Here is a 4,771-nt window from a genome sequence, read left to right on the forward strand (position 1 = left end):
GTATATGAACAGAAAGGAGAAAACAACCTTGGACATCATTCATTCGAATGCAAATCCCGATACCATCTATGCACAAATTGCAGAACAAATCCGTTCTCAGATCGTTTCTGGGGTCTTGAAGGAGGGTTCGTTGCTTCCATCCATCAGGGTGTTGGCGAAGGAACTAAGGATCAGTGTAATCACCACAAAACGTGCGTATGACGAATTGGAGAAGGAAGGATATATTCAGACCATTGCTGCAAAGGGAAGCTATGTAGCTTCTCGTAATCATGAGCAGATAAAGGAGGAGTACCTGAGAAAAATTGAGGAACATATGAGGGCAATCATGTTGCTCGCAGATTTCCTGGATCTTGGGGAAGATGAACTTGGAATGATGTATGCGTTACTGAAACGGGGAGATATGTAGAATGGAACAGGCTATCATATGCAAGGGTTTGAAAAAACAACTAGGAAATTTCATCCTCGATTACCAGGAATTCTCGATAGCACAGGGTACCGTACATGGGCTTATTGGAGCGAACGGAAGTGGCAAGACCACAACCCTCAAGCTTTTGCTGGGATTATTGCGCCAGGATGCTGGCAATGTTACGGTTCTTGGCAGTACGAATATTGGATTGGATTACCAGACAAGGGACTCCATAGGATTCATGGTGGAAGATGCTGGTATTCCGAGCATGCTGAACCCGCTTGAATTGGGACGTGTGTTTCAGGGAATGTATTCTCTTTGGGATGCTTCCTATTACCAACAGCTCCTGAGACAATTCCATCTTGACCCAAAGAAACCTTACAGGAAGTGTTCAAGGGGCATGAAGGTGAAGATGCAACTGGCAATTGCACTGAGTCATCGCTCAAAACTCCTGATCCTCGATGAACCAACCAGCGGACTGGATCCTGTGAGCAGGGATGAGATTATAACGTTGCTCTCCCGTTACAGTGAAGATGAGGATCACACGATCCTTATCAGCAGTCACATTACCAGTGATCTGGAAAAGCTCTGTGATTATGTGACATTTCTGGAAGACGGGAAGATTCGCTTATCCAGTGAGAAAGATGAACTGCTTGAACGGTATCGGTTGGTTCAGATCCCATCCACAAGGATTGCTGATGTTGAACCCAATGCAATAAAGGGTAGGAGGGATGGCCAGTTCCAGAGTGAGTTCCTGATGAGAAGTGAGGATGTTCCTCCATTTGGGGAGGTCCAGCGTGTCACCTTGGAGCAAATCATCATCATGGTATCCAAGGGAGGAGATTGGTCATGAAATCAGTAATTACTTTGATGTTGAAAGATTGGTATGTCTTGAAGAAGCGCTCAGGTATTACCTTGTTCATTATTCTCTTTTTTGCAGTATTTGCTGGGTTGCAGGGTGGGTTCCTCTATACGGCAATGTGTACCATGATGATGATAATGCTCACCCTTACCACATTTGCATACGACCAGAGTGATGGTTGGGAAGCGTATGTCTCTGCACTTCCTGTTTCCAGAAAGGTGGTGGTTCAGAGCAAATATCTGTTTGGACTTCTTGCGGTTGCCGGTTCTATTTTGTTGGTGCTGGCCTCTACAGTTGTTTTCAGGGGATTTGAGGTTGAGATATTACTCAATGCATTGGCTGTTCAGTTTTTTCTTGGGCTATTTTTCCTTTCACTGAACTATCCCCTTATTCTCAAATTCGGTTTCGAGAAGAGCAGGGTGTGGTACATTCTGATCACGTTTCTCATCGTGGGAGCTGGGTCAGCACTCACCACTGTTGCTTCAAAAGCAGCACCCCAGGATACGGCATCTGTTACCTTAATCGCAGGAATATTGGTATTCAGCTTATTGGTAATTAGTTACTTTATTTCACTCAGGATCATAAATCGCAAGGAATTTATCGAAATTTGACTATGAAATAGTAGTAAAAACCGGACAACATATGGTACTACAAAGCAAAGGAAGGCTGCCATGTGTGGAATAGTCGGATATATCGGTAATGAGGTTTCTTCACCAATCTTGCTTGAGGCCCTGAGAAGACTTGAGTACAGGGGCTATGATTCTGCAGGTATTGCTGTCATTTCCAAGGAACGAAACCTGCAAGTCAGGAAGATCAAGGGAAGGTTATCCAATCTTGAACTACTGGTCGAACAGAATCCTGTTGAGGGTAGCTGCGGAATTGGGCATACTCGTTGGGCGACCCACGGAGAGCCTAGTGATTTGAACAGCCATCCACACACTGATGTTTCCCAGAGTATTGCCGTGGTACATAACGCTATCATAGAGAACCACAGCCAGATACGTACCTGGCTCGAAAAACACCAGGTGTCTTTTTCCAGCCAGACAGACAGTGAGGTCATAGCACACTTGATCGACTTCCACTACAACGGTGACCTCCTGCTTGCAGTCAGGGAGTCTGTAGAGCGTCTGGAGGGATCCTATGCAATTGCCGTGGTCTGTGCGGACCAACCGGATATCCTGGTGGTTGCAAGAAAGGACAGCCCGCTGGTGATCGGTAGGTCAGAAGGAGCAACCCTGATTGCAAGTGATGTCCCTCCATTGCTTTCTCATACCAGGGAGGTCCAGTATCTGAACGATCTGGAGGTTGCTGTTCTCTCCAAGGATTCAGTACATATCTATAATCTTGAGGGGGAAGAACTTTCCCGTCCATGTGAGATCATCGATTGGGACATGGAAGCAGCTGAGAAGTGCGGCTATGAGCATTTCATGCTCAAGGAGATATGCGAGCAACCAAAGGCACTTGGTGATACGCTCAGGCCAAAGCTTGACAAGCAGGGAAAGCTGTCATTCCCAGTGGATATTGAATCACTCATAAAGGATGCCAGCCATCTCCTGATCACTGGTTGTGGTACTGCCTACCATGCTGCAATGGTTGCTTCCTATGTCATTGAACAGGTTGCCGCCATCCCTGTTGAGGTGGTGATCGCAAGTGAGCTTCGTTACAAGCGACACATCCGAAAAGAAGGGGAAATATGCATCCTTATCAGCCAGAGCGGGGAAACTGCCGATACAATCGCGGCACTCAGGATGCTGAAGAATCTTGGAATACCGACTTTGGCGATAACCAACGTGGTTGGTTGTACACTCAGCCGTGAGGCGGACAAGGTGCTGTATACCAATGCCGGGCCCGAGATAGCCGTTGCATCGACCAAGGCTTTCACAACCCAGTTGCTTAGTCTGTTTTCCTTGGCCACCTTGTTGGCGAAAGCTGATCAGTCAGCCTTGCTGGAAGCCCTGCAGCAGCTTCCCAGCCAAGCACAGCGGTTGCTCGACCGACAGGAGGACATCCAGAGGTTTGCGGCAAACCAATTCAACAAGACCAAGGTGTTCTTTATGGGGAGGCTGGTCGATTATGCCATCAGCCTTGAGAGTGCCCTGAAACTGAAGGAGATAAGCTATACGCACAGTGAGGCGTTTGCTGCAGGAGAGCTCAAGCATGGACCTATTGCGCTCGTCGACACATCCACATTGGTGGTGGCTCTCTGTACCCAGCCTTCTTTGTTTGCAAAAATGGATTCCAATATCAAGGAAGTGAAGGCGAGGGGAGCAACAGCACTGGTTATTACCTTCGAGCAAGTCCACACGTTCGATGAAACGGCTGATACGATATTCCGTATTCCCCAGACACACCCTCTGTTCAGTCCCATTCTCTCGGTAATGGTAAGTCAGCTGTATGCCTATTACTGTTCTGTACAGAAGGGAAATGATCCTGACAAACCAAGGAACCTGGCAAAATCGGTTACCGTAGAGTAACTGGTATTTCCAGAGATTTTCCGTATTCATCTACTCGTTTCTTGACTTGTACTTTTACATGCCTCACCATGTAATGGATTACATGAACTGGAATAAGTATTGAACTGTTCCAGTAAGGAGGCAGAGAAAGTGAAAGCGCTGAAGATTATTGTATTGGTACTACTGTCTGTGGTAGTCATCGTATACGGTATGGCATTCATGGTGTATCGCGGTGTGAACAATACCTTGCTCAACCAAGAATACTACCATACGGTTGTCAGTGACAATGAAATTCCCGCATTGGTGCATGATGAGATCGCCAATATGATCCCAGATATCGTCCGCGATGGTCTGACCGGTGGGAAAACCATCACAGATCCTGTAGAGAAAGCCGGTGTTGATGCACAGGTGGACTTGCTCAGCGGTGCAATCATCGATGCCCTGGGCGTGGACTGGATCGAGGATCAGGCAATTATGGTCACTGATGATGTGGTGAACAGTCTTACCGGCGAATCCGGGAAATTGACAGCAGTCATCGATATGGTACCAAGGCTTGAAGAAATCGAACAGAATATCGCCAAGGGGTTGGAGCAATACTCAGATATGGAGTTGATGGCTATGTTCGGGGCTCCCAAGGCTTATATCCCGGTAATTGCTGAACAGATTGTCGGCGAACTTGGTTTGCCGGAAACCCTGGTTATTGATGACCTGGTAAGCGACATGGCTCCAGGAACCATCACCATGGTCAGGGGATATCTTTCACTCATGAGTACCTGGCTGGGATTGCTGGTCATGATAATCGTTTTCCTGGTATTCCTGATTCTCTGTATTCTCCTGCTGCAGAGAAGCACCGGTTTGCAATGGTTCGGGATCACCACAGCGCTGAGCGGTGCATTGTTCCTGATCATCAAATCGATGTATTCAAGCCTGGATAGAATCGGGAGTCTTGCAGGTATCGATTTTGGATCGCTCCCAGTTCCAGCCGATACCATTGAAAACATTGTGAAGTACACGTTCGCACAAATGAACAAGACAGCCATTGTCCTGATC

The 4,771-nt window shown here is 47.2% G+C and carries 5 protein-coding genes; all 5 read left to right on the plus strand.

Annotated elements, in window-relative coordinates; all coding sequences use genetic code 11:
- Nucleotides 1–406: GntR family transcriptional regulator (locus JF818_RS07150; RefSeq protein ID WP_233066672.1), on the plus strand; the 406-nt coding region annotated here is incomplete at its 5' end.
- A gap of 1 nt (nucleotide 407) precedes the next feature.
- On the plus strand, nucleotides 408–1,259 hold the full coding sequence (locus JF818_RS07155) for an ATP-binding cassette domain-containing protein (protein ID WP_198891345.1): 852 nt from the start codon (nucleotides 408–410) through the stop codon (nucleotides 1,257–1,259).
- The gene (locus JF818_RS07160; protein ID WP_198891346.1) at nucleotides 1,256–1,879 is read left to right on the plus strand and encodes an ABC-2 transporter permease; all 624 of its coding nucleotides are present in this window, start codon (nucleotides 1,256–1,258) and stop codon (nucleotides 1,877–1,879) included. The genes JF818_RS07155 and JF818_RS07160 overlap by 4 nt, the downstream gene beginning before the upstream one ends.
- A gap of 60 nt (nucleotides 1,880–1,939) precedes the next feature.
- Nucleotides 1,940–3,742: a glutamine--fructose-6-phosphate transaminase (isomerizing) gene (gene glmS, locus JF818_RS07165; RefSeq protein ID WP_198891347.1), complete on the plus strand. Its 1,803-nt coding sequence runs from the start codon at nucleotides 1,940–1,942 to the stop codon at nucleotides 3,740–3,742.
- Between the two features lie 129 nt (nucleotides 3,743–3,871).
- A partial coding sequence (locus JF818_RS07170; protein WP_198891348.1) for a hypothetical protein occupies nucleotides 3,872–4,771 on the plus strand: 900 nt, incomplete at its 3' end.

The organism is Sphaerochaeta sp. S2 (assembly GCF_016406725.1).
In the GTDB taxonomy this organism is placed as follows: Bacteria; Spirochaetota; Spirochaetia; order Sphaerochaetales; family Sphaerochaetaceae; genus Sphaerochaeta.